This is a genomic window from Planococcus dechangensis (assembly GCF_042654465.1).
Taxonomy (GTDB): Bacteria; Bacillota; Bacilli; order Bacillales_A; family Planococcaceae; genus Planococcus; species Planococcus dechangensis.
Genome location: NZ_JBHSGL010000007.1, coordinates 17929 through 44722, shown reverse-complemented (window position 1 = coordinate 44722; position 26794 = coordinate 17929). Strand labels below are relative to the sequence as shown.

23 protein-coding genes and 1 tRNA gene are annotated in these 26794 nt (G+C 50.3%); 4 read left to right on the top strand and 20 right to left on the bottom strand.

Annotated elements, in window-relative coordinates:
* Nucleotides 1-9 precede the first annotated feature (9 nt).
* From ACFO5U_RS13350 to tilS, 4 genes are all read right to left on the bottom strand, one after another.
* A complete protein-coding gene (locus ACFO5U_RS13350) occupies nt 10-777 on the bottom strand; it encodes a type III pantothenate kinase (RefSeq protein WP_377279605.1) in 768 nt (255 codons plus the stop codon).
* A gap of 107 nt (nt 778-884) precedes the next feature.
* Nucleotides 885-2900, bottom strand: coding sequence for an ATP-dependent zinc metalloprotease FtsH (gene ftsH / locus ACFO5U_RS13345; RefSeq protein ID WP_377279604.1), 2016 nt, complete (start codon nt 2898-2900; stop codon nt 885-887).
* 120 nt (nt 2901-3020) lie between these two features.
* Nucleotides 3021-3572 (bottom strand): hypoxanthine phosphoribosyltransferase, encoded by a 552-nt coding sequence (gene hpt, locus ACFO5U_RS13340; protein WP_377279603.1) that lies wholly within the window; start codon nt 3570-3572, stop codon nt 3021-3023.
* A 22-nt stretch (nt 3573-3594) separates the two neighbouring features.
* Nucleotides 3595-4986, bottom strand: a complete 1392-nt coding sequence (gene tilS / locus ACFO5U_RS13335; protein ID WP_377279602.1) for a tRNA lysidine(34) synthetase TilS — start codon at nt 4984-4986, stop codon at nt 3595-3597.
* A gap of 119 nt (nt 4987-5105) precedes the next feature.
* Here tilS and ACFO5U_RS13330 point away from each other — a divergent pair.
* A tRNA-Met gene (locus ACFO5U_RS13330) sits at nt 5106-5179 on the top strand.
* Between the two features lie 41 nt (nt 5180-5220).
* Here ACFO5U_RS13330 and ACFO5U_RS13325 read toward each other — a convergent pair.
* From ACFO5U_RS13325 to ACFO5U_RS13315, 3 genes are all read right to left on the bottom strand, one after another.
* On the bottom strand, nt 5221-5682 hold the full coding sequence (locus tag ACFO5U_RS13325) for a DinB family protein (protein WP_377279601.1): 462 nt from the start codon (nt 5680-5682) through the stop codon (nt 5221-5223).
* Nucleotides 5683-5865: 183 nt separating this feature from the next.
* Nucleotides 5866-6285: a S1 domain-containing RNA-binding protein gene (locus ACFO5U_RS13320; protein WP_274842754.1), complete on the bottom strand. Its 420-nt coding sequence runs from the start codon at nt 6283-6285 to the stop codon at nt 5866-5868.
* Between the two features lie 120 nt (nt 6286-6405).
* Nucleotides 6406-6816 carry an FtsB family cell division protein gene (locus ACFO5U_RS13315; RefSeq protein WP_377279600.1) on the bottom strand — a complete coding sequence of 137 codons (411 nt, stop codon included), beginning with the start codon at nt 6814-6816 and terminating at the stop codon, nt 6406-6408.
* Nucleotides 6817-7057: 241 nt separating this feature from the next.
* Here ACFO5U_RS13315 and ACFO5U_RS13310 point away from each other — a divergent pair, with 241 nt between their 5' ends.
* Genes ACFO5U_RS13310 through argF form a run of 3 tightly spaced genes read left to right on the top strand, consistent with a single transcriptional unit; the run spans nt 7058 to nt 12163 of the window.
* Nucleotides 7058-8125, top strand: a complete 1068-nt coding sequence (locus ACFO5U_RS13310) for a carbamoyl phosphate synthase small subunit (RefSeq protein WP_377279599.1) — start codon at nt 7058-7060, stop codon at nt 8123-8125.
* Nucleotides 8118-11216: a carbamoyl phosphate synthase large subunit gene (locus ACFO5U_RS13305; RefSeq protein WP_377279598.1), complete on the top strand. Its 3099-nt coding sequence runs from the start codon at nt 8118-8120 to the stop codon at nt 11214-11216. The genes ACFO5U_RS13310 and ACFO5U_RS13305 overlap by 8 nt, the downstream gene beginning before the upstream one ends.
* Nucleotides 11213-12163, top strand: coding sequence for an ornithine carbamoyltransferase (gene argF, locus ACFO5U_RS13300; RefSeq protein WP_377279597.1), 951 nt, complete (start codon nt 11213-11215; stop codon nt 12161-12163). The genes ACFO5U_RS13305 and argF overlap by 4 nt, the downstream gene beginning before the upstream one ends.
* A 531-nt stretch (nt 12164-12694) precedes the next feature.
* Here argF and ACFO5U_RS13295 read toward each other — a convergent pair.
* The 13 genes from ACFO5U_RS13295 to veg form a co-directional block, all read right to left on the bottom strand.
* A complete protein-coding gene (locus tag ACFO5U_RS13295; protein WP_377279596.1) occupies nt 12695-12985 on the bottom strand; it encodes an RNA-binding S4 domain-containing protein in 291 nt (96 codons plus the stop codon).
* Nucleotides 12972-14450 (bottom strand): bifunctional methyltransferase/pyrophosphohydrolase YabN, encoded by a 1479-nt coding sequence (gene yabN, locus ACFO5U_RS13290; RefSeq protein WP_377279595.1) that lies wholly within the window; start codon nt 14448-14450, stop codon nt 12972-12974. The genes ACFO5U_RS13295 and yabN overlap by 14 nt, the downstream gene beginning before the upstream one ends.
* A 3-nt stretch (nt 14451-14453) precedes the next feature.
* Entirely contained in the window at nt 14454-16037 is a 1584-nt protein-coding gene (locus tag ACFO5U_RS13285) for a putative polysaccharide biosynthesis protein (RefSeq protein WP_377279594.1), read from the bottom strand.
* Between the two features lie 19 nt (nt 16038-16056).
* A complete protein-coding gene (gene mfd, locus ACFO5U_RS13280; protein WP_377279593.1) occupies nt 16057-19590 on the bottom strand; it encodes a transcription-repair coupling factor in 3534 nt (1177 codons plus the stop codon).
* Between the two features lie 110 nt (nt 19591-19700).
* The gene (gene pth / locus ACFO5U_RS13275) at nt 19701-20264 is read right to left on the bottom strand and encodes an aminoacyl-tRNA hydrolase (RefSeq protein WP_377279592.1); all 564 of its coding nucleotides are present in this window, start codon (nt 20262-20264) and stop codon (nt 19701-19703) included.
* 118 nt (nt 20265-20382) lie between these two features.
* A complete protein-coding gene (locus ACFO5U_RS13270) occupies nt 20383-21033 on the bottom strand; it encodes a 50S ribosomal protein L25/general stress protein Ctc (RefSeq protein WP_377279591.1) in 651 nt (216 codons plus the stop codon).
* Nucleotides 21034-21130: 97 nt separating this feature from the next.
* Nucleotides 21131-22093: a ribose-phosphate diphosphokinase gene (locus tag ACFO5U_RS13265; protein WP_377279590.1), complete on the bottom strand. Its 963-nt coding sequence runs from the start codon at nt 22091-22093 to the stop codon at nt 21131-21133.
* A 17-nt stretch (nt 22094-22110) separates the two neighbouring features.
* The gene (gene glmU / locus ACFO5U_RS13260; RefSeq protein WP_377279589.1) at nt 22111-23481 is read right to left on the bottom strand and encodes a bifunctional UDP-N-acetylglucosamine diphosphorylase/glucosamine-1-phosphate N-acetyltransferase GlmU; all 1371 of its coding nucleotides are present in this window, start codon (nt 23479-23481) and stop codon (nt 22111-22113) included.
* Between the two features lie 285 nt (nt 23482-23766).
* Nucleotides 23767-24051, bottom strand: coding sequence for a septation regulator SpoVG (gene spoVG / locus ACFO5U_RS13255; protein WP_377279588.1), 285 nt, complete (start codon nt 24049-24051; stop codon nt 23767-23769).
* A gap of 153 nt (nt 24052-24204) precedes the next feature.
* Nucleotides 24205-24579: a RidA family protein gene (locus ACFO5U_RS13250; RefSeq protein WP_377279587.1), complete on the bottom strand. Its 375-nt coding sequence runs from the start codon at nt 24577-24579 to the stop codon at nt 24205-24207.
* A gap of 1 nt (nt 24580) precedes the next feature.
* Nucleotides 24581-25408, bottom strand: coding sequence for a pur operon repressor (purR, locus tag ACFO5U_RS13245; RefSeq protein ID WP_377279586.1), 828 nt, complete (start codon nt 25406-25408; stop codon nt 24581-24583).
* A 57-nt stretch (nt 25409-25465) separates the two neighbouring features.
* The gene (gene ispE, locus ACFO5U_RS13240) at nt 25466-26329 is read right to left on the bottom strand and encodes a 4-(cytidine 5'-diphospho)-2-C-methyl-D-erythritol kinase (RefSeq protein WP_377279585.1); all 864 of its coding nucleotides are present in this window, start codon (nt 26327-26329) and stop codon (nt 25466-25468) included.
* Nucleotides 26330-26468: 139 nt separating this feature from the next.
* A complete protein-coding gene (veg, locus tag ACFO5U_RS13235) occupies nt 26469-26732 on the bottom strand; it encodes a biofilm formation stimulator Veg (RefSeq protein ID WP_215108734.1) in 264 nt (87 codons plus the stop codon).
* Nucleotides 26733-26794: the final 62 nt, after the last annotated feature.

The following is a 26794-nucleotide window of genomic DNA, read 5'->3' as shown; positions in this document are numbered from 1 at the left end:
TCCCTTTCCTTACGCTTGATTGCGTTTATATATGAAGTGCAGGCCTTTCAATGTTAAAAACGGATCCACCAGGTCGATCAGGTCCGACTCGTCTGCAATAAGTGGTGCAAGGCCGCCTGTTGCAATGACCTTCGGGGGCTTTTTGCTCAACTTTTTCATTCGCGCGATGATGCCTTCCGCTTGGCCGACATAGCCATAGACGATCCCTGCCTGCATCGCTGAAATGGTGTTTTTCCCGACGACTGAATCCGGGCGCGCGATCTCGATGCGCGGCAATTTCGATGCGCGCGTATAAAGTGCTTCGGTCGAACTTTGAATGCCCGGAGCAATCGCGCCACCCTGGTAATGATTGTGCTCATCGATATAACAAAACGTATTGGCGGTGCCGAAATCAACGATGATCAAAGGCCCCCCGTATTGTTGAATGGCAGCGACCGCATTGACGATGCGATCCGCACCGACTTCACGCGGATTTTCGTATTTGATATTGAGACCAGTTTTGATCCCCGGCCCGACAATCAATGCTTTCGTATGAAAATATTTTTGAGCCATGCGCTCTAATGCGAACATAATCGGCGGGACGACTGACGACATGATGATCCCATCGATTGCCTCAAAATCGAGGCCGACATGATTCAAAAACGCTTTGATCTGCATCGCGTATTCATCTTCGGTTTTGTGGCGGTCGGTTTCCATTCGCCAGTGGTGTAAAAGCTCGTCTTCGTCATATATCCCAAGGACGATATTGGTGTTGCCGGTGTCCATTACTAAGATCATAGTTTCTCCCCATTTACGTGCTGAATTTCCAACACATCATACCATAATTTCACGAAACCAAAAAGCCGGTGCCAAGCCCCTTTACAGGGCTCGGCACCGGCTTTTGATTATTTGCGATCTTCTCGGATTGGTCCTTGCGAATCAGTTGATGAGCCTTCTTGCGGCAAATCGCCTGCTGATGGATCATTTGGCGCGCCCGTAACATCCGGGTTGACGGCATCTGAATCCGTTTCGCTTGCTGCATCATTTCCGTAATCGCCGTTTAGGGCTTCATACGAACGTTCCGGCAATGTGCCGTGTTCTTTCAGGTGCTGGATTTGAGCAGCATCCAGTGTTTCCACTTCGAGCAATGTGTTGGCGAGTAGTTCAAGAAGCTCACGTTTTTCTGTGAGAATCTCTTTCGTCCGCACGTATTGCTCTTTGATGATGCGCTGGATTTCCTGATCGATCTCGAATGCGATCGCATCGGAATAGTTTTGGTCCGAATTGAAATCGCGACCAAGGAAGACATTGCCGCCTTGGGATTGGCCGAATTGGATTGGGCCGATCTTATCGCTCATTCCGTATTCGGTAACCATGCTGCGGGCGATTGCCGTTGCACGTTGGAAGTCATTGTGTGCCCCGGTGGATACTTCGCCGAAGACGATATCCTCTGCAACGCGGCCGCCGAGCAAACCAGAAATCTTATCGAGCAATTCCGGTTTCGTCATAAAGTAACGGTCTTCCCTCGGCAGCATGACGGCATAACCGCCAGCTTGTCCGCGTGGCACGATGGTTACTTTGTGGACGATATCTGCATCATCCAGAACGAGGCCGATAACGGTATGCCCGGACTCGTGGTATGCGACGATATTGCGTTCTTTTTTCGAAATGACGCGATTCTTCTTCGCTGGGCCGGCAATGACGCGGTCGGTCGCTTCGTCGATATCGGACATGTCGATTTTCTTTTTATTGCGGCGAGCGGCTACAAGAGCTGCTTCATTCAATAAGTTCTCAAGGTCTGCACCGGAGAAGCCAGGCGTCCGCTGTGCGATCGCCTTCATGTCGACAGTGTCGTCAAGCGGCTTGTTGCGCGCATGGACTTTCAACACTTCTTCACGTCCTTTAACATCCGGGCGGCCGACTGTAATCTGGCGGTCAAAACGGCCAGGACGCAGAAGTGCCGGATCCAGGATATCCGGACGGTTGGTAGCAGCGATGATGATAATGCCTTCGTTCGCACCGAAGCCATCCATTTCAACGAGCAATTGGTTGAGCGTTTGTTCGCGCTCATCATGCCCGCCGCCTAAACCAGCGCCTCGCTGACGTCCAACTGCATCGATTTCATCGATGAAGATAATACATGGTGCGTTTTTCTTCGCATTCTCGAACAAATCACGAACACGCGAAGCACCGACACCGACGAACATTTCAACGAAATCCGAACCACTGATAGAGAAGAACGGTGTACCGGCTTCACCGGCTACCGCACGGGCAAGCAAGGTTTTACCAGTACCTGGAGGACCTACGAGCAAGATACCCTTCGGAATGCGTGCGCCGATTTCGCCGAAGCGACGTGGATCTTTCAAGAAATCAACAACTTCAACAAGTTCCTGTTTCTCTTCGTCCGCTCCTGCTACGTCGTCGAAGCGAACTTTCTGTTTCTGATCATCGTACAGTTTTGCTTTACTCTTACCGAAGTTCATCACTCGGCCGCCACCGCCGCCTTGTGATTGGTTAAGCAAGAAGAAGAACAAGATGAAGATAATGATGAATGGAATGATGCCTGTAAAGAATTGAACCCAGCCGCTCGTTTGCGGAGCTTTCAAAAACTCAACGGTTACACCATCTTGCGCTGTCGCGACTTCATCAATCTGTGTCACCAATGCTTCATTCTCAATCGGAATGTTGGTCACGAACGATTCGCCTTCTTCGTAATCCGCCATCCGGCCGGTCACTTCATACACTTGCGCATCCGGCTGTATAGTCACTTCCGAAATCTCACCAGCATTCAGTGCTTCCAAGAATTGGTTGTAGTTAATTTCTTGCGTCGGTTGGTTGCTATTATTGAAAGTCCCTAGAATACCGATGATGACTAGGAATATCAGTAGATAAAATATGGTGTATCGGAATATTCGATTCATCCCGCGCCTCCTCACAAAGTTTCCCAAAACTATACTAAATACTAACACAGGGACAAAAATGCATACAATGAAAAGCCTTTACGGCATAGTTAAATCATCGGCTCTTTGAACGTTTCTTGACTATTCCTCTTCACCGTTGTAAACAGCGGGTTTTAGAATACCAATATATGGAAGGTTGCGGTATTTTTCCGCGTAGTCTAGGCCATATCCGACAACAAATGCATCCGGCACTTCAAAGCCGATGTAATCCGCTTTCAAATCCACTTTGCGCCCAGTCGGCTTGTCGAGCAATGTGACGATTTTAATGGAATTCGCTTTGCGGTATTTGAACAAGTCCACCAAATAGCTAAGCGTCAGCCCGCTGTCGATGATATCTTCGATGATCAGCAAGTCGCGCCCTTCGACGCTTGCGTTCAAGTCTTTGACGATCTTGACTTCACCGGAAGACACTGTTGCGTTTCCGTAGCTTGAGACGTCCATAAAGTCCATTTCCACATAGCCGTCGAAACGTTTCATGAGGTCTCCCATAAATGGCATGGCACCTTTTAATACGCCGATTGCCAATGGGTATTTTCCTTCATAGTCGCGTGTCAAAGTTTCTCCAAGTTCACGTGCTTTCAATTGTAGCTGTTCTTCACTGATCAATACTTCTTTAATGTCCTTTTGTAGCATGGTGGGCCTCCTAGTTTCTTCCTCATTTTGCATAGTCTATGCATTGTTCAACTAGCACTCGGTTGTCCCCTGGGCGTTTTGTTCGGCTCAAACACGCAGCGGTGCGCAAACCGGGCACTAGTAATACTCGATTTTCTCCGGCGACAATGATGGGCCAGTTTTGCCGCTCTTGGACAGGAACCTTTTCATCGATCATCAGCCGCGCCAGTTTTTTCGCCTGGCTCATGCCAGCCAATTGGATCCGGTCGCCAGGCTTTCGCCCGCGCAGATAAAAATTCGTCTCTGCAGACTGGAAATACCACAAGGCGGCTTCTGCCGCTTCCGGTTCTTCACCGATAGCCGCAACACAATAGCGGAATCCTTTTACAGGCGGCGACCATGAAAGGCCGATATCCGACTGCGCGTATTCCTGCTGCTGCGGGGCTTGTTCGAAGAAAACCCGGTCATATTGGCGTCTCATCATATAATTGTTCGGCAAATGTAAAAAAACAGTGCCCGAGGAACTTTGTAGCAGCTCGCGCACTTGTTCCGCCAATTGGCTCGTTATCAACACTTGCTTCTCATTATACAGATAGTTTAATAGTAGTAGAACCATCCTTTTTTGTAAAGCAACGGCATGGTTTCTGAAACTTTCGGCAGAAATCACCCATTCCTCCGATGCAGCCATTAGATTCCGAAGCGCTTTCTCGGCAAGCTCTTGAAGGAAAGCCTCGTCTTCATTCACATGTTCCGCGAGTTGGGCAAAGTGTAACGCAGCGCGAGGGTTTTCCTCTACTATTGCTGGCACAATCGTTTGGCGGATGCGGTTGCGTGTGTATGTTGCGCTTGAGTTACTTGGATCCTCCCGGTGCGGCACTTGATGCAACTGGGCATAATGAGTTATTTCCGCTTTGGTGACGGCAAGCTGTGGGCGTACGAGCGAGCCGCCGCCAAAAGGCCGTTTGATGCGCATGCCGAAAGACCCGTTTTTCAGACTGCCGCGAATGCCGGCCATCAAAATCGTCTCGAGCTGGTCGTCTGCGTGATGCGCCGTGACGACAATGGTCGAGTCTGTCTCTATCATCACCCGCTCAAACAAGCGGTATCGCTCTGTTCGGCAAACCTGCTGGGTGTTGCCGCCTTGCTGTTTTAAAATCGCCGGCACGGGAACCGCGAAACTTTCATACGGAACGTTCCACAACCTGCACTGCTGTTCGACGAACTTCCGATCTTGCGCCGACTGTTCGCCTCTTAGCATATGGTCGATATGTACGGCAATGATGGTGACGCCGAGTTGTTGGCGCCTGCTTGCCAAAAAATGCAGCAGCACCATTGAATCAATACCGCCTGATACACCGATAACCAAGCGGTCCCCGTTTTCGAATAGCTCATGCTCAGCGAAATATGCGAGCATCGCCTGTTCATAGTGTTTCACGCCTTGTCCCCCTGTTCTGTCGATTGCCCGTCTATTGAAAAATAAATTAACAAAAATACAAAAAGCCAATTGACACACGCGCTGGCTGGTAGTATGCTATTAACTGTTCGCTTGAACAAGGCGGCGTAGCTCAGCTGGCTAGAGCGTACGGTTCATACCCGTGAGGTCGGGGGTTCGATCCCCTCTGCCGCCATCTTATTTACAGCGCACTCCATCATGGAGTGCGCTGTTTTTTTATGTCAAAAAATCATCGATCTGTTTGAAATGATGCGCATCGTGTTGGATGATTCCGGCAAAATACTGCCCCAGTGTCATCGGTTTTTGGCTGACGTAAAAAACAGCATGCCATTGTTCCTGCGAAAACGCCGCGAGTTCCCGCCCTAATATTCGGCGCTCCTCAATAGCCTCGCTGATAATATCAGGAAAGCTCAATGTATTTGCTTTGTCGATTGCTTGTCGGTTGAACGCATCGACGTCCGGTAACCCGTCGAGATGAGCACCTGCATTCATGTGGGGCAAGCGCTCACTGCGGATAAACCGGTCCCATTCCGCCAAATGCTTGACCATCTGCGCAATCGACCACTTGCCGTCTGCAATCGGTTTATGTGCATCATCGGACTCGGACAAAGTTTTCACGAGCGACTCCATATAAATTTCGTACTCTTTGAACGCTTGGAGGATTTGCTGTTGTTCCATCTTTTTCACACCTTTCTGCATATGCATAGTATGTGTTACTTAGACAAACGCACCGCCTTTTCCTACCGGATGATGCTTTTTAAGTCGATAAAAAAACGCCCTCCCGATGAGGGAGAAGCGTTCCATGTTTAGTTTTCAACTACATTGAAGCAGTTTCTCTATGCTATTAAAACAGCTAGCAAGTTAGCCTCTTTTTGCTCCACGACCGCCACGCTTAGATTCTGTGGCACGTTTTAACGTCGACAGGTTATCCTCACTGTCTTTCAGGAATTTTGCCATCTTCGTTTCGAAGGTTTCCTTAGGGGCGCGGTCAAAAGAACGATTGTTCGGACGCGGACGGCTCGGACGGCTAGGTGCGCCTTCCGGTTGCGGCTTCGCTTTGCGGATCGACAAACCGATTTTCCCGTCTGCTTCTACATTCATCACTTTCACTTCTACCATTTCGCCAACTTTCAAGTGATCGTTGATATCTTTCACGTAGTTGTCGGCGACTTCACTAATATGCACGAGGCCTGTTGCACCAGTTGGAAGCTGTACGAACGCTCCAAAGTTTGTAATACCTGTGACTTTTCCTTCTAACTTGCTGCCTACTTCAATCGACATAAAAAAAATGCTCCTCCTTAAAATTTAAGATGACTCCACGTTCGGGCCAAATTGACAGATTGCGGGACTATACCCACCCTCAATTATAGCGATGAATGAAAGGGTGTCAACTGACGACTCTTATTCCTCGCCATCCTCTGTAGATTTTTCATCTTCATTCGGCAAGGTAAAAATGATCTCGCCATCATCTGACAGGAAGTAATCTTTGCGTGCGAGCTTCGATAGATAATCATCATCGTTCAAAAGACGAATCTGCTCTTCAAGTTTAGCCTGCTGCTTTTCCACTTCTTCCAACTGCACAAGTTTTTCTTCGTACTGCTGCTCTTTGCCTGCTATCGTCTGGGATTGTGCGTAAATGGTGGAGCCGAGCCAAATGCTCGTCAGCAGCACTACCAGTCCAAACACAGCAAGTCTCCGGTAAAGACGGGTATGATGCGCTTTTTTTCGCGCGCCTTCAATTTCGGCTGCTCTTGTAAAGTCATTTTGGAGCGGTGTTACTCCCCGCTGCTCCTGCTTTTTTTCTCTCTTCATTCGCTCGCGCCCCTTCCTAATTGATTTTGTCATTATTATACATGAAAAACATTCACTATAAAAAGATTTTCTGTAAGCCCTTTCTCTTTTTTCGGTACTTTACCGGAATTTATCCTGATTACCCGATGATTAATAAAAATACTATTGACTTAATTTTTATGCAACTTTATAATACAGGACACATCGCTTGTTATAAAAATTAATGAACATGCATATATATTCAAAATAAGGAGTGTGGAGAATGACAGGAAAACTAATTTTGGCGAATGGCGAATCATATAATGGGCACTGGCACGGCATACCCGCTTCTATGCAAGGCGAAGTTGTTTTTTTCACCGGCATGACCGGCTATGAGGAAGTCATCACCGATCCTTCTTATAAAGGACAAGTCATTGTTTTCTCTTATCCATTAATCGGCCAGTACGGCATCGAGACGCTTTATGCACAATCCGAAAAAATCCAAGTAAACGGCATCATCGTGGCTGAATTATACGACGGGCCGCTTCCGAAACACGCAACATCGTTGGCACAGTTCGCCGAATCGCAAGGCGTTCCTCTCCTAAGCGGCATCGATACACGCTCGGTTATCCAAACCGTACGGGAAACCGGAACCATGCCAGCACAGCTGCTCCATGCGGAATTGACCGAGCAACCGTGGAAAGCGCTGAAAACCGATTTTTTCCCAGCTGGTGAAAATGCAGAAAGCAAGCAGCTCGGCGACGGCCCACTGCATATCGGTTTGGTTGATTTCCATTACAAATCTTCCATTTTAAAAGAACTGCTCGCGCTGGGCTGCACGGTGAGCGTCATCCCTTATAACGCACCGGCCGAACTTCCCGAGTCTCTCGAAGTCGACGGATTGCTGTTTTCGAATGGACCAGGAGACCCGCAAGCATTAAACAGCCGATTGCCGGTTTACCGCACTTGGGCTGAACGCTATCCGTCATTCGGCATTTGCCTGGGCCATCAAGTGATTGCTGCCGCTTTCGGCGCGAAAACAACGAAGCTCGCATACGGCCACCGCGGCGCTAATCATCCGGTGAAAAACAAAAAGACGGGACGTGTCAGCATGAGCTCCCAAAACCATAGCTATGTCGTGGAGGCGGATAGCTTATTAGATACTCCATTCGATGTACTATATGAAAACGTCAACGACGGCAGCATCGAAGGCTTGAATCATCCGCACTTGCCGATTACGACGGTTCAGTTCCATCCGGAAGCCGCTCCAGGACCTGCGGATCATGTCGCATTGTTCCATCAGTTCCTAGAAACTGTAAATGATATGAAGAAGGTGAAAATGCATGCCTAAATTAGAATCCATCGAAAAAGTACTCGTTATCGGCTCCGGCGCCATCGTCATCGGCCAAGCCGCTGAGTTCGATTATTCCGGCACCCAAGCATGCCTCGCGCTGAAAGAAGAAGGCATCGAAGTGGTGCTCATCAATAACAACCCGGCGACGATCATGACCGACGAAAGCGTATCGGATAAAGTATATTTCGAACCGATGACGCTCGAAGCTGCCACTAAAATCATCCAAAAAGAACGCCCCGACGGCTTGCTTGCGACTGTCGGCGGCCAGACTGGCTTGAATTTGGCGATGGCACTCGCAGATGCCGGCATACTCGAGCAATACGGCGTCCAGCTGCTCGGTACTGACATGACTGCAATTAAAAAAGCCGAAGACCGCGACCAGTTCCGTTCGCTTATGAACAAGCTCGGCGAACCGGTTCCGGATTCCGACATCATCCAGTCGATCGACGGAGCGCTTGCTTTTTCACAACGCATCGGCTACCCCGTCATCGTCCGTCCAGCTTATACCTTAGGCGGTTTCGGCGGAGGCATCGCGGCCGACGAAGCGGCTTATAGAAGCTTGGTCGCACAAGGTTTGTCGGCGAGCCCGATTACGCAATGCCTGGTTGAGACAAGCATCGCTGGATACAAAGAAATTGAATACGAAGTGATGCGCGACGCTTCGGGCACATGCATTACGATATGCAATATGGAGAACCTAGATCCGGTCGGCGTCCATACCGGCGATTCCATCGTTGTCGCTCCGAGCCAAACTTTGAACGATCCGGATTTCCACATGCTGCGTTCCTCTTGCATCAACATCATCGAAGCACTTGGCATCATCGGCGCTTGCAACGTGCAGTTCGCTCTCCATCCGGAAACCTCCGACTATTACTTGATTGAAGTTAATCCGCGTGTCAGCCGCTCATCCGCGCTCGCCTCCAAAGCGACCGGTTACCCGATCGCGAAAATCGCGGCCAAGCTGGCCATTGGCTACACGCTTGATGAATTGAAGAACCCGGTGACCGGCACAACTTATGCCAGCTTTGAACCGGCACTCGATTATGTCGCTTTGAAAATTCCGCGCTGGCCGTTCGATCAATTCCAAGGGGCGAACCGTTTGCTCGGCACTCAAATGAAAGCGACCGGCGAAGTGATGGCAATCGAACGGCGCATGGAAGCGGCCATGCAAAAAGCGATTCGCTCACTCGAGCTGCCAACGGACGGCTTCCGGCTTCCGAGCGTCGCCTCTCTTTCAACAAGCGATTTGCAGGAACTCGCGATGAATCCCGATGACCGCCGTTTGTTTGTCTTGTTCGAATTGCTCATCCGCGGGAAAACTATCGAGGAATTGCATGCCATAACCGGCATTACGCCTTATTTCTTATATGCTTTATCGAATATCGTAATGGAATGGCAAGACCTCGGAAAAATAAGTTGGAACGACGTCACGCCAAGCCGTTTGCTGCAGGCAAAGAAACTCGGCTTCAGCGATCAGCAGCTAGCCGACATTTGGCATGTACCGCGCGCTGAAATTTGGGGACAGCGCAGAAGCTATAACATCACCCCTTCTTATCGGATGATCGACACGTGTGCTGCAGAATTCCGCTCGCATACGAATTATTTCTATTCGACATGGGGCACAGCACCGGATGTTGACCGCTCAACAGGCACAAAAAAAGTAGCCGTAGTCGGATCCGGCCCGATTCGCATCGGGCAAGGCATCGAATTTGATTATTGCTGCGTACACAGCGTCATGGCCGCCCAAAAGCTCGGCTATGAAGCCATCATGATCAATAACAACCCGGAAACCGTCAGCACGGATTACGAAGTGGCCGATGCATTGTATTTCGAGCCCATCACCGCAGAAGACGTACTGAACGTACTGGAATTTGAAGGCATCCATCAAGTCATTTTGCAATTCGGCGGCCAGACTTCGCTCAATATGGCGAAAGCCTTGGAAGAAGCCGGCATCACGGTGCTCGGTTCGTCCGTGGATTTGCTCGATCAAATGGAAGACCGCGACCGCTTTTATGCGTTTCTCGAGTCGATCGGCTTGCCGACCATTCCCGGGACGACGGCGAATGCGCCAGAAGAAGTGCTGCCGGCAGCGGAAATACTTGGCTTCCCAGTCTTACTTCGCCCTTCTTATGTGATCGGCGGACGCGGCATGATCGTGCTCCACGATGCAGCAGAACTCAACGAATGGCTCTCAAGCGTCGAACCTGCGTTTCCGCTCTTGGTGGATCATTTCGTTATCGGCAAAGAAGCGGAAGCCGATATTTTAACGGACGGCGATAATGTCTGGGTGTCGGCAATCTTCGAGCACATCGAAGGCACCGGGGTCCATTCGGGCGACAGCATCGCCAGCACGCCGCCTGCAACGCTGACAGCTTCCCAACAGCAAAAATTGGTGGACACCGCCAAACACATCGCGAGACAACTGGATTACACCGGCTTGTTCAATATCCAATTCGTCTACGAAGGCGAGCAATTATTCGTCATGGAAATCAATCCGCGTGCATCGCGCACAGCGCCGATCAGCTCGAAAGTGACGAACGTTCCGCTCGTTCAGCATGCCACCGCTCTGTTACTCGGTGTGCCGTATGCAGAACTCGGCATTGAAGAGATGTATAACGGACAGACGGATTTCACTGTCAAAGCCCCGGTGTTCTCCCATATTAAATTGCCGGGATTGTCTCCAATCCTGTCGCCCGAAATGATGTCGACAGGCGAAGTCATCGGTACAGCAGCCGTGTTCGAAGAAGCGCTCGAAAAAGCATTGACCGGCTCGTCTGTCCAACTCGCCCAGTTTACAACAGGCGCCACGCTGTTTGCTTCCAAAGAAAGTGCCCATTCAGGCGAGCTCGCTGCTTGGCAGGCGCAAGGATTTTCCATTTTGACGGACGATCAGCTTTCTTTTGACGAGTGGCTCGTCTCGACAACAGCCGTCGCCTACATCGACTTCTCAGAAACGCCCGATGCCAAGCGCATGGCACAAGCGGCGATCCACCGCCTCCACGCCTGGTCACGCCCTGAAACGGCCGCTGCCTTTGCCATGAGCTTACAAATACAATCTGAACGCTTGAAAGGAGTGCTTGCCCAATGACTACCATAATGCCGCTTGCCCCGACCGTTGCCCAGGAAGATTTCCTGTCTTTGAAAGACTATAGCACCGAGGAGATTCTCGACCTGCTCCATTTGGCGATTGAACTGAAAAAACCGGAAAATAAATATTTGCCGCTGTTGAAAGGCAAAGTGCTCGGCATGATCTTCGAGAAATCCTCGACCCGTACACGCGTATCGTTTGAAGCGGGCATGCTGCAGCTCGGCGGCCACGCGATGTTCTTAAGTTCACAAGACACACAGCTGGGCCGCGGCGAAACCATCGCCGATACGGCACGCGTGTTGTCGGGTTATTTGGATGGATTGATGATCCGCACGTTCCACCAGTCCGCTGTCGAAGAACTAGCGGAGTTCAGTTCCATTCCTGTCATCAACGGCTTAACGGACGATTACCACCCGTGCCAAGTGCTCGCTGACCTGATGACGCTCATCGAACATTTCGGCGAACTCAAGGGCCGTAAGCTGGCGTATATCGGCGACGGCAATAATATGGCCAACTCCTTGATGGTCGGCGCTGCGAAAGTCGGGCTCGACATCGCGATCGCCGCTCCAAAAGGCTATGAGCCGAAAGCGGAAATGGTCGAACTCGCACAAGCCATCGCCACAGAAACCGGCGCGCTTGTAACGATCACTAATGATCCCGCTGAAGCCGTAACAGGAAGCGACGCCATCTACACAGATGTTTGGGCGAGCATGGGCCAGGAAGCGGAAGCCATCAAACGCTTGAACGATTTTGCAGGATTCCAAGTGAATGCGGAACTGGTGCAGCATGCGAAACCTGATTACATCTTTATGCATTGTCTCCCTGCGCACCGCGAGGAAGAAGTGACGACCGATATTTTGGAAGGACCGCATTCGGTCATTTTCCAGGAAGCCGAAAATCGCCTGCACGCTCAAAAAGCGGTGCTCGTGACTTTGATGGGAGATTGAACTTATTAATACGGATGAAGAGCCTTGCCTGCAAATGGCAAGGCTCTTTTTTGGTCTCTGAATTTGAAGTGCGCTGGAGTTTTGGTGTGAAGTATCGGAAAGCCTTGTTTTTTTATCGCTTAGCTATGCGCCGCCTCGCTTTGGGTCGGCCTCTCGCAATAAGCCAGAAACCCGCTGTCTTATTGCTTCGGCTCACCCGTATGCGCGAGGGGCTTTGAGATTTCTTTGATGCGGTCGAGTGAGATGGTACCAGTTCTGTATGGTTCATCCGCCTTTGGATATGTCGCTTAATTGGGGGGGCGCGTGCCGAGATAATTGAGCGAATTGATTGGTTGAAATAATCGAGAGGATGATGCAATTAAATCCTCCTCTAAACTTAGAGATGGAGTGAAAGAGGCCGACGCCCACCCCCCTCGGCAAGCCTGTCCCAATCGCCTTCTTCACTATTTCACGCCAAATGTTGCTTCCCTCAAAATTTCTCACCAACAAAATAAGAGCCCAACCGTTAACCGGCTGGGCTCTTATTCATTCTTATGATTCGTCGTCCACAAAGCTCGGGTCCACTTTATCGAGCTTTTCTTCATTGATGATCGTGTACATTTCCGCGGTTTGTTCTTTGCGGACGTTTTCGCGCAATTGGTCGATGCGTGCAGTGACCACTTTCTGGCCAAAGCGGATCTGCAATTCATCGCCTTCTTTGACGACGCTGCTCGCTTTTGCTTTATTGCCGTTCACTAGGATACGCCCTTGGTCGGCAACTTGTTTCGCCAATGTGCGGCGCTTGATCAAACGGGATACTTTCAAGAATTTATCGAGTCTCATCGTCTTCGTCCTCTCCGTGTCCAGCTTTCGCTTCGTTCCAGAAGCTATCGAGCTGGTCTAATGTATAATCTGCAAACGTGCGGCCGCCTTCTGCAGCACGTTGTTCAACGTGGGCAAAGCGCGTGCGGAATTTGCGGTTCGCCTGGACCATCGCCTGCTCCGGCGACAAGCCGTAAAAGCGCGCGATGTTGACGAGCGTGAACAACAGATCGCCAAATTCATCGAGCTGCTGGGCTTTGGAACCTTTCGCCACTTCGACCTTGAACTCCTGCAATTCCTCTTCGAACTTCGCCCAGGCACCGTCCGCGTCTTTCCATGTAAAGCCGACTTTTGCCGCTTTCTTCTGGTAATTATAAGAGGTCAGCAAAGACGAGCTATGGCGGTCCTGGCCATCCAAGAGTGATGTGCCCGGCGGTTTTTCCTGCTGCTTGATTTGCTGCCAATTGCTGACGACGTCTTCAGCAGATGATACGTCCACGTCGCCGAACACATGCGGATGGCGGCGGATCATTTTATCGCTGATGGCTTGCAAAATATCTTCGAGCTGGAAATAGCCGCTGTCCTGGCCGATTTGCGCATGTAAAAACACTTGCAGCAACACATCGCCCAGTTCTTCAGCGATGGCTTCGTCATCTTCTTCTTCGATCGCCTGCAAGAGTTCATGCGCTTCTTCCAGTAAATAAGGGCGCAGCGATTCATGCGTCTGCTCGCGGTCCCACGGACAGCCTTCCGGACTGCGCAGTTTCGCGATGATGTCGCGGAATGTCTGCCATTCTTTCAAGCGCTCGCCTTGATCTGAGGAAGGCGGCACGTACACGGTCGTCAAATTATCGATTTCCGCTGCGCGGTCGAGTTCATGGAGCGGCATCGTGCGCAGGCGCTCAGAAGATGCCCCCGCTGCTGTGACGATGGTCACCGGATAATCGTCCGGGTATTTCTCCATCAGCGACAGCTTCACTTCCGATGCACTGAACTGGTCGTATACTTGCGCGATCAACAAATGCTCGGTCATATTCAAACGGTCGCTGTCGATGCCTGTGCCGTCGACCAGTTGGAATCCTTCAATCGGGTCGATGCGCAAAGCACCGAATATCGCATCCAGAAAACTTTGACCACCGGAAATCGACAGTTCGCAGCGCCCTTGTTTTTCTGCTTCGATCAAAAATTGCACCGTCTGTTCCGCCACCAGCGGATGTCCCGGAACGGCGTAATAAATCGGCCCGTTCTCAGCGTGTGCGATGAGCGTTTCGGCGATTTCCCGATACACTGGCGCAAAATCGTCGTGTTTTTCATAAACAGCGTCAAAACTCTCGTAACGTAAGCCTTCTGTTTCAAGCTCTCCCACCACAGGATGGTCGGCTGTCCGCAAATAAAGCGGGTCTGCCCCTTTCAATGTACGGTAAACGCCGAGCGGCAATTGCAACAGATCCCCGGCTCCTAAGCCGAGTATGTGAATAGTATGCATCGTCTAGCTCCTTTTCTTTCGTGGATTGACCGCCAATTGCAACGCGGCCAGGCGGCGGCCGAATGGAATGATATACCATTCCTTTTCCGTGATGAGCCTTGATTTCGCAGCCGCCAATAAAAAGACAGCCCCGCCGAGCGGGACGGCCGTCAATGTAATGAACACAGCGCCAAGACGCTCCGGCCAACCGGCAACGAGCGGCATGATGAATGCTTCATAGCCGAGCACCGTGAGGCTCATCGCGCTGATGGCCACCGTGAGCCATCCGTAAAAACGGAGAGGCGCAAAACGCAGCGGCCACACTCGCTTGAAATACCAGACAAGCACGAGTGCGATAAACCCTAAGCCGATATTGCCGGCAATTGCCGCGCCGATGATGCCGTAGATTGGCACAAGCAGTAAATTGCCGATCAGCTTGAGCACAAGCCCCGACACTAACAAAAGCGCCGGCACACGGATTTTCCCAAAACCGTAAAGAATGGCCGTCAACACCAAGACAATTGACATCGAAATGATTTGCCAACTGAAAATGATGAGTGCCAATGAGCCGTCCGCTGTTTTGAACAAGGTTTCGTTGACATGCGGCATCACTAAGGTCAATCCCGCTGCAGCTGCGCAGGCGAACAGGAACGACACACGGAATGCCAAGCTCGCGTACAGTTCCGGAGAGCGCCCGGCTTTTTGACGGTTTGCACGCGCAATGAGCGGCACAAGCGACAGTGTCAAGGACGTCGCGAGCAAGATACCAAATTGTACGAGCGGCTGCGCGCGGTCATAAACCCCTTTTTCGATCATTGCCTGCATATCACCCAGTTGATCGGCGAGCAATCGGTAGACTGTAAACGAGTCGACCAGCTGAAACAACACCAATAACAAGGAGCTCATGCTGACGCCGAGGCTCGTCATAAACAGTTTTCTCGCAGTTCCTTTAAACTTTACGCCTATTGCAAGTGTGCCTTGTTTTCGGTAGGAGCGGATCAATAAAAGCATTGCGGCAAATGCGCCGGCGCCTGCTGCGGCGATTGCCACCTGGCCGGCTGCGTAAAGCGATAAACCTGAGCTGACTACTGCGTAGCTGCCGACCAGAATGACCCCTACGCGCACCGCCTGTTCGGTGATTTGGGCACTGGCGACCGGGGCCATTTGGCCATCTGCCTGCAAGCGCCCTTTCATGATGGCGAGAGGCGCCATGAAGACGACTGCAAATGCCCCTGCCCTGAGCAGGCTTGAGAGTTCGGGGTCGCCCATCCGATTTGCAAAAAAGCCGGCGCCTGCATAAAGCGTGGCAAAAGCGGCAATGGCAATGCCCGCGATAAGCCAAGACGCCGTGCGTACAATGCCCGCATGTTCGCCGTGCGGTTGTTCAGCCAACATTTTGGATACCGCCACGGCAAATCCATAGGACGTCCAAATGCCGAAAATCGCCACGAACGGATACACTTGCTGGTAAATATAAAAACCTTCGTCGCCGACCAAATTTTGAAACGGCACGCGGTAAATGGCACTGAGCAACTTGACGAAAAAGCCAGCTAGCGTCAGCAGGGCCGCTCCTTTTAGAAAACTATTCATCGAGTGTTGCGTCGTCATTGCTTCATCACGCCCACCATCACCCGACAGATGCCTCTTCCCGAAGCGAGTTCGACAAGATTTCCATCATGCCTTCGAGCACATCGAACGGGTGATGCTTGCCGGTCTTTTTGCCATCGATCGTCAACACTAGCGCCTGGCCAGCCATCGTGAAGCCGACAGCACGCCCGTATGCGCCTGATGCATCGACTACTTTGCCGCCATCGATCGACTGCGTGCCCGCTTCGCTCAGTTTAATACTGACGCGGTGCCCTTGTTGCTTGATCGATTCAACGCCGGTTTCGCGCGCCCATACTTTCATGCGGGCGATGCGCAGCAATTGCTCAGCTTCCATCGGCAAATCGCCGAAGCGATCGATCAATTCATCCTGCAAGTCGACCATTTCTTCGACCGTTTCCATGTTTTTAACGCGTTTGTACATTTGGATCTTCTGGTAACCGTCGCTAATATAGCTATCCGGAATATAAGCATCTTCCGTCAGCACAATCTCCACTTCCGGTACCACTTCTTTTTTCATGCCGGTGCGGCGCTCTTCAATCGCTTCTTCAAGCATTTGCGAATATAAATCAAAGCCGACCGAATCGATAAAGCCGTGCTGCTGGGAACCGAGCAGATTGCCCGCCCCGCGAATCGACAAATCGCGCATGGCGATTTTAAAGCCCGAGCCGAGTTCGGTGAATTCCTTGATCGCCATCAAGCGTTTTTCTGCGACGTCGGTCAGTACTTTATCGCGCTGATACATGAAGTAAGCATATGCGACGCGGCTCGAGCGACCGACGCGGCCGCGCAATTGATACAGCTGCGACAAGCCCATGCGGTCGGCATCATAGACGATCAATGTATTGACGTTCGGGATATCAATGCCGGTTTCGATGATCGTTGTCGTCACCAAGACGTCATATTCGCCGTCGAGGAACCCGAGGATGATCGATTCGAGTTCGGTTTCGGACATTTGCCCGTGCGCATAGCCGACGCGCGCTTCGGGGACGAGCTGTTGGATTTCGTCCACTTTGCGGGTCATGTCGCTCACCCGATTGTATAAATAAAATACTTGGCCGCCGCGTGCCATTTCGCGTTCGATTGCTTCGCGCACAAGCCCACCGTTATGTTCCATGACGTAGCTTTGTACCGGGAAGCGGTTGGCTGGCGGCGTTTCGATGACGGACAAATCGCGCACGCCAATCATCGACATGTGTAAAGTACGCGGAATTGGTGTCGCTGTCAGTGTCAACACGTCGACTGTCGCTTTAAGTTGTTTGATCTTTTCTTTATGGGTCACCCCGAAACGCTGTTCCTCATCGATGATCAGCAAGCCGAGATCTTTATACAGCACATCTTTCGACAAGATGCGGTGCGTTCCGATGACGATATCGACAGAGCCGTTCTTCAAGCCTTTGACGGTTTCAGTCTGCTGCTTTTTCGAACGGAAGCGGCTCATCAAGCCGACTTCGAGCGGGTAATCTTTAAAGCGTTCGCTCATCGTCTCGTAATGCTGCTGGGCAAGGATCGTCGTAGGCACAAGGAATGCCACTTGTTTGCCGTCGAGCACCGCTTTGAAGGCAGCGCGAATGGCGACTTCGGTTTTGCCGTAGCCGACATCGCCACAAATCAAGCGGTCCATCGGGCGTTTGTTTTCCATGTCTTTTTTCACTTCAGTGATGGAACGCAGTTGATCGGGCGTTTCTTCATAAGGGAACTCCGCTTCGAACTGGCGCTGCATGTCCTGCTCTTCGCTAAATGCAAAGCCTTCAAGTGCTTCCCGCTCGGCGTACAGCTTGATCAAGTCATCCGCAATATCCTGGACGGCGGCAGATACTTTCGTACGGGTTTTCTTCCATTCCGCACCGCCCATTTTATGGAGCTTCGGCTCTTTTTCTTCTGACGCGATGTATTTCTGGACGAGGTCGATCTTGTCGACCGGCACGAATAATTTATCGTCGCCTTTATAGACGATGTGCAAATAATCTTTATGGACGCCGTTGTTTTCCAGTGTTTCAATGCCGACAAAACGCCCAATCCCATGGTGGATATGGACAATGTAATCGCCCGGCTTGATTTCCGAGTAGCTTTTGATGCGCTCGGCATTGGTCAGTTTTTGTGCCCGTGTTTTTTTCTTCGGCTGCTTTTTGAACAATTCCGCATCCGTAATGAGCGCCATACGCTGCAACGGCATCTCGAAGCCGCCGGATAATTCGCCGTCGACAAGATACACTTTGCCGTCTTGCAGCTCGGTGTCCGCCGTGATGATTTCCGCTTCCATATCGTAATCAGCCAGCACCGAACGGACTTTTTGCAGGCGTTCTTCACCGCTTGCGACGATAAACACGCGGAATTTCCCGAGCGTCCACCGTTCCATTTCGGCTTGCAGCAAATTCATCTGGCCATGGAACGATTGCATCGGTTTACAGGAATAGGCAATCGACTTTTTAATATTGACCAGAGGGAATGTCCGTGTAAACAGTGACAGGAAATTGGCCGGTTGCTGGAGTTTCGACAGCACATCGCGGAATGGATACGCAAGCGGCACATCATGCAGAAACTTGCCTTCTTCAAGAAGCGAGACAATCCATTCGGCTTCCTCGCGCTCGAGCGTTTCGGTCATTTCCTGGATGCGCCCAAGCTCATCGAAAAACACCAGCCCGTCATCAGGGAAGTAATCCCCGAGAAAAGCGGATTGCGAATCGGCAAGTGCCGCGTATTTGGCGAGTTGTTCCGGTTCATCGCCGCTGCGCAATGTATCGATATCGTGTTGGATATGCTGAAGCATTAGCTCTTTCGTTTCGTCACTCTTAAGTTTTTTTAAGCTAACCGCAAGCCGCTCTTCGATACGGTCTGCGAGCAAGCGCTTCTGGCCGGCCGTGAGCACCAATTCAACAGCCGGCAAAATGCACAGCGAGTCGATTTTTTCAAGCGAGCGCTGGTCTTCTGCAGAAAATAGGCGGATCGAATCGACTTCCATGTCGAATAATTCAATGCGTACCGGATGCTCAAAATGAAGTGGATAAACATCCAAAATTCCACCGCGTAATGCGAACTCGCCCGGTGAAGTGACCATCGTGGTGCGGGAATAGCCCATCGACACCAGCTTCAACAGCCATTGTTCCGTATCGATTTCATCTCCGCTGTCCACGCGCAATGTCGCACCGTCCCATTGTTCAGGAGATGGCAATAGTTTGCGCAATCCAGTAACCGGCGTCACATAGATGCCTTTTCCATTTGATTTCATATGATCTAGCGTATCGATGCGGTGTGCGCGAAGTTCCGGTCCGGAAAAGGCCACATCCGCGGCAATCGTCTCTTCTGCCGGATACAAGCGCACGAGCGATTCACCGAGCAGCCTCACCAGATCGTCATAGACGCGCTGGGCGTGCAACAAGTTCGGTGTGACCACGAGCAAGGGCTTGCCTTGAGCCTCAAACACTGTTTGATAGAAAATCGGCCGCGCGCTGCCGGAAAGCCCCGAAATCAGCTGATGATCCTGGCCGCTTTCGAGGTCGTTGATAAATCGTTGTGTATGGGAATCCCCTAAAAATGTCTGCAAAATGTGCTTCATGAAGATTCCTCCTTCCTGTCTAAAAATAATGCCGTTTGATGGCTACCTTACCCTTTTCAAAACGATGGGAAACGGGAAAAAGCCTTGGACGCTCGTAAGCGCCAAAGCGATTATGCTCTGTTGTATTCGTTCATGACTTCGACGAACGGCTTGGATAACCAGTAATTGCAGGCTTCTGCGCTTTTTGACACAGCATCTGCCATCAACGGCTGTTCTTGTTCACCGAAACGGGCGAGTACATAATCCGGTACTTTCATGCCAACGGGCGGCCGGCTGATGCCGATCCGCATGCGGTTGAATTGCTGTGTGCCGAGATGCTGGATGAGCGACTTAATGCCGTTATGCCCTCCGGCACTGCCTTTTTGGCGCAGACGCAGCTGCCCTGTCGGCAAATCGAGGTCGTCATAAATGACGACGATGTCTTCGATGTCGACATTATAGTAATCCATGAGCGGTCCGATGCATTCACCGGATAAATTCATATATGTTAGCGGCTTGACGAGCATCACTTTGCCTTCCGGCCGGTGAACCACCCCGTACATGCCTTTGAATTTGGATTGCGTCAAAGGTGCATTCCACTCATTCGCCAACCGGTCAATCACTTGAAAACCGATATTATGGCGTGTTTTTTCGTATGTCTTGCCCGGGTTTCCCAGGCCAATGATCATTTTCATAGCAAACTCCTTTTTTCCGCCTTGCCTCTTCATTAACTCCTATTTTACCATAATCCACGCCCGTATAAAAAAACAGGGACTGCCATTGGACAGTCCCTGTTTTGGGCAATGCATAAAATTATTCTTTTGTTTCAGCGTCTTCAGAAGCGTCTTCTTCGCCGCCGATAACTTCAGGCTCAGCGCCTTCTTCAACTGTTTCAAGCTCTTCCAATTCTGCTTCTGTACGTGGTGCCGTTACAGAAACAAGCAGGAAATCGTCATCATTTAAGATTTCGAAACTGAATTTATCACGGATGTCGCTGACTGACACAGAGTCGCCGATAGCAAGTTCGCTGACATCGATGTCAACAGAATCCGGAATATCGCTTGGTTTAACACGGATGTGCACTTCGCGGTTCGGCTGCGTTACAACGCCGCCTTCTTTTTCCCCTGCTGAATCGCCGATCAAGTGAACCGTAGCGTCAACTTCGATTTCTTCAGACATATTGATCGCCAAGAAATCGACGTGTTTGAAACTGCCTTTTAGTGAATCCATTTGGTAATCACTCAATACGACGTTTGTGCTTTTGCCGCCGATTTCCAAGCTGATCACACCGTTGCGTCCTGATTCACGCAAAGTTTTGATCAAATCGATTTCCGATACGGCAATCGGAGTTGTTTCTGTTTTGTAGCCGTAAACGACACCTGGTACATGCCCTTTTCCGCGCAATTCCGTAAGTGCGGATTGTGCTTTCCCTGTTTCACGTTTCGTTGCTGTCATTTTGACCATATTATTTCAACCTCCAGTTGTATTAGTAAGCATAAACTATAACTACCCTGTTTACAATGTTACTAAACCTACAAGGCTCGAGATTCGAAGCTGAAAATCAATCAAACAGTGTGCTAACGGATTTCTGTTCGTGGACACGGATGATCGTTTCCGCCAATAGCGGTGCGACAGTCAATTGCTTGATCTTGCTGATTTTCTTCTCATCTGCCAGTGCAATCGAGTTCGTCACAATCAATTCCTTGATGACAGAGTCGTTGATGCGCTGAACGGCAGGGCCGGACAAGACAGGGTGTGTACAGCATGCATACACTTCTTTTGCGCCGCTTTCGATCAATGCGCTGGCCGCGATGGAAATGGTTCCAGCTGTATCGATGATGTCATCGATGATGATGGCTGTTTTGCCTTCGACGTTCCCGACAATATTCATCACTTCCGCGACGTTCGGGCGCGGGCGGCGTTTGTCGATGATGGCGATCGGCGCTTTCAAGCGATCCGCCATTTTGCGTGCACGCGTTACGCCGCCGTGGTCCGGCGATACAATGATGGCATTCTCAAGGTCGATATTGGCATCGTTCAGGAAGTGATCGGATAGGAGTGGGACAGCTACCAAATGGTCAATCAAAATATCAAAGAATCCTTGAATTTGCGGTGCATGAAGATCCAAGACGATGACACGCGTTGCGCCTGCTGTCTCAAGCAAGTTCGCCACGAGTTTCGCTGTGATCGGTTCACGTGAACGCGCTTTGCGGTCTTGGCGAGCGTAGCCGTAGTAAGGCATAACAACGTTGACAGTGCGCGCAGATGCACGTTTCACCGCATCGATCATGATCAATAGTTCCATCAAGTTTTCGTTGACTGGCTGTGAAGTCGACTGAACGATGAAGACGTCGCAGCCGCGAATGCTTTCTTCGATATTAATCTGGATTTCGCCATCGCTGAAATGCGTAACCGAACTTTTGCCAAGCGGCATGCCGATTTGTTCTGCAATTTCCGCCGCTAGTTCTTTGTTCGAATTTAGCGAGAAGATTTTCAACTTCGAGTTAGTATTTTGAATGCCCATTGGGGGGAACCCTCCTATTATTTGCGGTTTAGTTTACTTGCGTAGCCTTCTTTATTTTCTTGGCGCGCTCTGGCAATTGCCAATGCGTCATCAGGAACATCTTTCGAGATGGTCGAACCTGCTGCTACATAAGAACCTTTGCCGATGGTCACCGGTGCGATCAAGTTGGAATTGCAGCCGATGAATGAATCGTCTTCAATTGTCGTGAGGTGCTTGTTTTTGCCGTCGTAGTTCACCGTGATCGTGCCACAGCCGATATTGACGCCGCTTCCGACTACAGCATCCCCGATATAGCTTAAATGAGACACTTTACTGCCTGTACCGAGCTCGGCTTTTTTCACTTCCACGAAATTGCCGATCTTCACTTCATTGCCTAGCGCGGATTGCGGGCGGATATGAGCGAATGGCCCGACAGCCGTATCGTTGCCGATTGTGCTGTCGTATACTTCGGAGCTGCGGATTTCCGTGCGGTCGCCGATCATGCTAGCGACAATGCGCGTATTCGACGTGATGACGCAGTCTTCCCCGATAACCGTCTCGCCTTCGATGGTGACATTCGGGTGGATGATGGTATCGGCCCCGATTTTCGCCTGTGCGCTAATATACGCTGTCGCCGGGTCGATGATCGATACGCCAGCGCGCATATGCTGTTCAGCGATGCGGCGGCGCAAGAAAGTTTCCGCTTGGCTGAGTGCCACGCGGTCATTGACGCCGAGCGTTTCCTCGAAGCTGTCAGTGGCATGCGCCGCGACGATTTCACCTTGTTTTTGTAAAATCTCAATGACATCCGGCAAATAATATTCGCCTTGGACATTATCGTTAGAGACATTTTTCAAGGCTTCAAATAAGGCTTCGTTATCAAAGCAATAGGTTCCCGTGTTGATTTCTTTAACTTGCTGTTCTGCTGCCGACGCGTCTTTTTGTTCGACAATCTTCTCTACGCTTCCCGCGGTACTGCGGATAATGCGGCCATAACCGGTCGGCTCTTCTGCAATCGCTGTCAAAATCGTTGCTTTTGCGCCAGTTTCCTTGTGATGGTCAATCAGCGCTTGCATGGTTTCCGCGCGAATCAATGGCGTGTCGCCGCAGACGACCAATGTCGTCCCCGCCTTGCCTTCGATCAGTGGTGCCGCTTGCTGCACGGCATGGGCTGTACCGAGCTGTTCTTCCTGGAGTGCATATTCACTCATGTTGCCGAGCTGGTCTTTCACTTTTTCTGCTCCGTGGCCGACAATCGTCACGATTTTTTCCACTCCAAGCTGCTGGATGTTTCCTGTGACGTGTTCTACCATCGGCATGCCGCATACGGGGTGCAGCACCTTGTATAGTTTCGATTTCATCCGCGTTCCTTGTCCGGCCGCGAGAATTACCGCATATGTATGGTCCATCGGTCGAATCCCTCCATTTCTACTCATTTTTTTAGTTATCTAGGAAAGGTATTATTTGTGCAAGACAAAAAAATGCCACTTTCTTGTTTCCTTATTGACTATAGCTGAAAAACCCTTGTTTTTCAAGGTTTCAGAGCATGACAATCCCATGACAAAGCCCGAAACGAGCGCTATTCAGCGCTTTTTTACATCTTGTGCTAGCCGCACGTAAAAAAAGCTGCAGCTCTATATATAGATCGCCATAAAAAAAGAACCTTCTATTAATTGGAAGGTTCTTCAGGCTGATCAGATGCCGGCATTTTCGAGAATAGCCTGCTCTTCACTTTGTCCGTAAGCAATAAGCACGGCTTCTTGCAATTTATTGCGCGTACCGGAATTGATTGGATGCGCAATATCACGGAATTCTCCGTCCGGCGTCCGTTTACTCGGCATTGCGACAAATAGCCCGTCATTGCCATCGATGACGCGGATGTCGTGAACAACAAATTCATTATCAAGTGTGATTGAGGCGATCGCACGCATACGTCCATCGGTCTGGACGCGACGCAACCTTACATCAGTTACTTCCATTCTTAAATCTCCCCTTCTCCAGCTGTAAATTTTTGGCCCTGTTATCTTGTATTCGGGAGTGAGGACTAAATTCCTTCAAAAATTACATAATTTATTAGAAAATTTACTTAATATATGGAAAATAAACAAAAACCACCTAAAAAGGTGGTTTAATTATGATACTTTTGCAATGACTTCAATTTCTACTTTCACATCTTTTGGCAGGCGCGCCACTTCGACTGTCGAGCGGGCCGGTTTGTGATCGCCGAAATAAGAAGCATAGATGGAATTGAGTTCGGCGAAATCATTCATATCTTTGATAAACACCGTTGTTTTAATGACCTGTGCCAAAGACGATCCTGCTTCTTCTAAGACTGCCTGCAAATTGGCGAACACTTGATGCGTTTGTTCGGCAATGCCGCCTTGTGCGAGCTCTCCGTCCGGTTTCAGTGGAATCTGTCCGGAACTATAAAACATTTCCCCGGAAATAACACCTTGTGAGTACGGCCCGATCGCCGCAGCTGCTTTGTCTGTCGCTACGTATTTCATATTAGTTTCCTCCCTCTTCAAAATAGTTTCCGGCCTTCAATGCGATGGTCCGGTCTTTTTCGCTGACTTGCGCCAGTTTGACGAGCGATAAATATTTTTCGACGAGCATTTCATCCTGATGCTCTGATTCAACGAGCACGGCTACGCCAGCAAGCGTACAATCGAATTCTTCCAACAAATTTTTCATGCCGTTCATCGTGCCGCCGACTTTCATAAAGTCGTCGGTGATGAGGACGCGCTGGCCGCTCTTCATGCTGCGTTTCGACAACACCATCGTCTGGATCCGCCGTGTGGAGCCCGACACGTAATTGATGCTGACAGTCGAGCCCTCCGTCACTTTGCTGTCGCGCCGGACGATGACCACCGGCACATTCAAATGACGCGCAATCGCGTGGGCAATCGGAATGCCCTTCGTCGCCACCGTCATGATAGCATCAATTTTTTCCCCCGCAAACGCACTGGCGAACACTTTGCCGACACGGTTCATCATTTGCGGATTGCCGAGCACATCGGTCATATACAAATACCCTCCAGGCAAGAGCCGGTCAGACTGGCTCAGCTCGGCAATCAATTCTTCCATGACTTGGCGCACTTCTGCATCCCGAAGTTTAGGCACGTATTTCACACCACCCGAAGCCCCAGGCACTGTCTTCAGCAACCCTATCCCTTTTTCTTCGAAGGTTTCTTTGACAATCCCAAGGTCCTCGCTGATTGAAGACTTTGCCGATTGGTACAGATCTGAAAAATATGTCAATGGAATCAATTGATGCGGATGCTCCAATAAATAATGCGTCATGTCGACCAAGCGTTCACTGCGCTTCCATTTCACTACTACCCTCTCCTAAACACGAATATTATAATGAAAACTTACCATAAATATACGTCTTTAGGCAAGAGGCTCCCGGTCGCCAAGCAAACGCACAGCATAAACTTCTGAACAAAAGCCGCGCAGGCCATTGTAGATGCGCGGAATGCGCGCTTCCTGGTTGACTAAACCGAAGACGGTCGGGCCGCTGCCGCTCATCAGAACGGCGTCAGCGCCGAATTTAATCATATGTTCTTTAATCTGCCCGACATCGGGGTGCATGTTCATCGTCACGCTTTCCAAGGCATTTCCGAGATTTGTACACATGGCATCGTAGTCTCCTGCATGCAAAGCATCGATCATCGCTTGTGTGTTGGGATGAGCTGCTTTTTCCGGGTCGAACGCTCCATAGACGTCGGCTGTAGAAACACCGATCGACGGCTTCGCGAGGATCACCCAACAATGCGGTGGAGCCGGCAATTCTTTGATAACCTCCCCGCGCCCTGTAGCAAGCGCCGTTCCTCCGTAAACGCAAAACGACACGTCGGAGCCGATTTTGGCGCCCAGTTCCGCCAATTCATCGAGCGATAAATTCAATTGCCATAACTGGTTGAGCCCTTTCAATGTCGCTGCTGCATCACTGCTGCCGCCGGCAAGTCCAGCGGCGACCGGAATTTGTTTATCAAGCGAAATGATGACGCCAGTGCTGATGTTGAATGTATCTTTGATCAATTGTGCTGCCTGGTACGCTAAATTGCGCGAGTCGTTCGGAACAAATCGGTCCGCCGACTGGATATGTATGCCTTTTGCTGTTCCTTGCAAGCCAATCCGGTCCGCCAAGTCGACGGTGGTCATGATCATTTCGATTTCGTGGTAATTGTCCGGACGCTTATACAGCACATCAAGCGTCAAATTGATTTTGGCAGGTGCTTTTACATAGAGCATTCCACTGCCTCCTTTTCTGTTCTAATGAAAACTATTTTAACACAGTCGCAAGCTTTCGGAAGAACGTGAACGGCAGAAAAAACCCGCTTGCGGCATATTCACCGAAAGCGGGCTATACAATAAGTATAAAAAAGTTCAATTATTTAACGACTAATGCGTCTTCTGTTCCTTCATAGACAGTGATTTCCACTGCTTCAGTTAAGATGTCCGCGTAGCTGTACGAAACGCGTTCAAATGCATGTTCATCTTGATCTAGTTCAATCACGAACACGGAGTGATAGGTTTCACGCAGAATTCCGGCACGTTCGACCGTCTTCTTGCGACCTCCGTTTGCTTTTAACAGCAACCTTTTCCCTAAATGCAGGTCTAATGACTTTTTAATCTCCGCCAAAGTTTTGGGCATTTTGTCTACACCTCACTATAGTCTAAAGTCTAGCATAAAACACCCTTGGAGTCAATCAAATT

What these genes read in the sequence shown, in the direction of transcription:
- ACFO5U_RS13350 (WP_377279605.1), bottom strand. Translation starts at nt 777, where the DNA reads ATGATCTTAGTAATGGACACCGGCAACACCAATATCGTCCTTGGGATA.
- ftsH (WP_377279604.1), bottom strand. Translation starts at nt 2,900, where the DNA reads ATGAATCGAATATTCCGATACACCATATTTTATCTACTGATATTCCTA.
- hpt (WP_377279603.1), bottom strand. Translation starts at nt 3,572, where the DNA reads ATGCTACAAAAGGACATTAAAGAAGTATTGATCAGTGAAGAACAGCTA.
- ACFO5U_RS13325 (WP_377279601.1), bottom strand. Translation starts at nt 5,682, where the DNA reads ATGGAACAACAGCAAATCCTCCAAGCGTTCAAAGAGTACGAAATTTAT.
- ACFO5U_RS13320 (WP_274842754.1), bottom strand. Translation starts at nt 6,285, where the DNA reads ATGTCGATTGAAGTAGGCAGCAAGTTAGAAGGAAAAGTCACAGGTATT.
- ACFO5U_RS13315 (WP_377279600.1), bottom strand. Translation starts at nt 6,816, where the DNA reads ATGAAGAGAGAAAAAAAGCAGGAGCAGCGGGGAGTAACACCGCTCCAA.
- ACFO5U_RS13310 (WP_377279599.1), top strand. Translation starts at nt 7,058, where the DNA reads ATGACAGGAAAACTAATTTTGGCGAATGGCGAATCATATAATGGGCAC.
- ACFO5U_RS13305 (WP_377279598.1), top strand. Translation starts at nt 8,118, where the DNA reads ATGCCTAAATTAGAATCCATCGAAAAAGTACTCGTTATCGGCTCCGGC.
- argF (WP_377279597.1), top strand. Translation starts at nt 11,213, where the DNA reads ATGACTACCATAATGCCGCTTGCCCCGACCGTTGCCCAGGAAGATTTC.
- ACFO5U_RS13295 (WP_377279596.1), bottom strand. Translation starts at nt 12,985, where the DNA reads ATGAGACTCGATAAATTCTTGAAAGTATCCCGTTTGATCAAGCGCCGC.
- yabN (WP_377279595.1), bottom strand. Translation starts at nt 14,450, where the DNA reads ATGCATACTATTCACATACTCGGCTTAGGAGCCGGGGATCTGTTGCAA.
- ACFO5U_RS13285 (WP_377279594.1), bottom strand. Translation starts at nt 16,037, where the DNA reads ATGACGACGCAACACTCGATGAATAGTTTTCTAAAAGGAGCGGCCCTG.
- mfd (WP_377279593.1), bottom strand. Translation starts at nt 19,590, where the DNA reads ATGAAGCACATTTTGCAGACATTTTTAGGGGATTCCCATACACAACGA.
- pth (WP_377279592.1), bottom strand. Translation starts at nt 20,264, where the DNA reads ATGAAAATGATCATTGGCCTGGGAAACCCGGGCAAGACATACGAAAAA.
- ACFO5U_RS13270 (WP_377279591.1), bottom strand. Translation starts at nt 21,033, where the DNA reads ATGGTCAAAATGACAGCAACGAAACGTGAAACAGGGAAAGCACAATCC.
- ACFO5U_RS13265 (WP_377279590.1), bottom strand. Translation starts at nt 22,093, where the DNA reads ATGGGCATTCAAAATACTAACTCGAAGTTGAAAATCTTCTCGCTAAAT.
- glmU (WP_377279589.1), bottom strand. Translation starts at nt 23,481, where the DNA reads ATGGACCATACATATGCGGTAATTCTCGCGGCCGGACAAGGAACGCGG.
- spoVG (WP_377279588.1), bottom strand. Translation starts at nt 24,051, where the DNA reads ATGGAAGTAACTGATGTAAGGTTGCGTCGCGTCCAGACCGATGGACGT.
- ACFO5U_RS13250 (WP_377279587.1), bottom strand. Translation starts at nt 24,579, where the DNA reads ATGAAATACGTAGCGACAGACAAAGCAGCTGCGGCGATCGGGCCGTAC.
- ispE (WP_377279585.1), bottom strand. Translation starts at nt 26,329, where the DNA reads ATGCTCTATGTAAAAGCACCTGCCAAAATCAATTTGACGCTTGATGTG.
- veg (WP_215108734.1), bottom strand. Translation starts at nt 26,732, where the DNA reads ATGCCCAAAACTTTGGCGGAGATTAAAAAGTCATTAGACCTGCATTTA.